Genomic DNA, 232 nt, shown 5'->3' on the forward strand with positions numbered 1-232 from the left:
GATCAGCATGCGCGTCGAATCGATGTCGGTCACCTTGAGCGCCACGATCTCGGAGACCCGCAAGCCGGCGCCGTAGGCCGTGCCGAGGGTGGCCTTGTACTTCGGCCCCGGTGCGGCTTGGAGCAGCCGCGCCACCTCCTCGACGCTCAGCACCAGCGGCAGCTTGCGCGGCTGGCGGATGACGGTGAGACGGCGTGAGAGATCGGGTCGGTCGAGCGTCACGGTGAAGAAG

1 pseudogene is annotated in these 232 nt (G+C 68.1%); it reads right to left on the reverse strand.

What is annotated here, in order from left to right:
• Positions 1-232 (reverse strand): annotated as a pseudogene (locus NMG80_RS04040) (integrase); the annotation flags it as partial.

Source organism: Mesorhizobium escarrei (genome assembly GCF_935825525.1).
Taxonomy (GTDB): domain Bacteria; phylum Pseudomonadota; class Alphaproteobacteria; order Rhizobiales; family Rhizobiaceae; genus Mesorhizobium; species Mesorhizobium escarrei.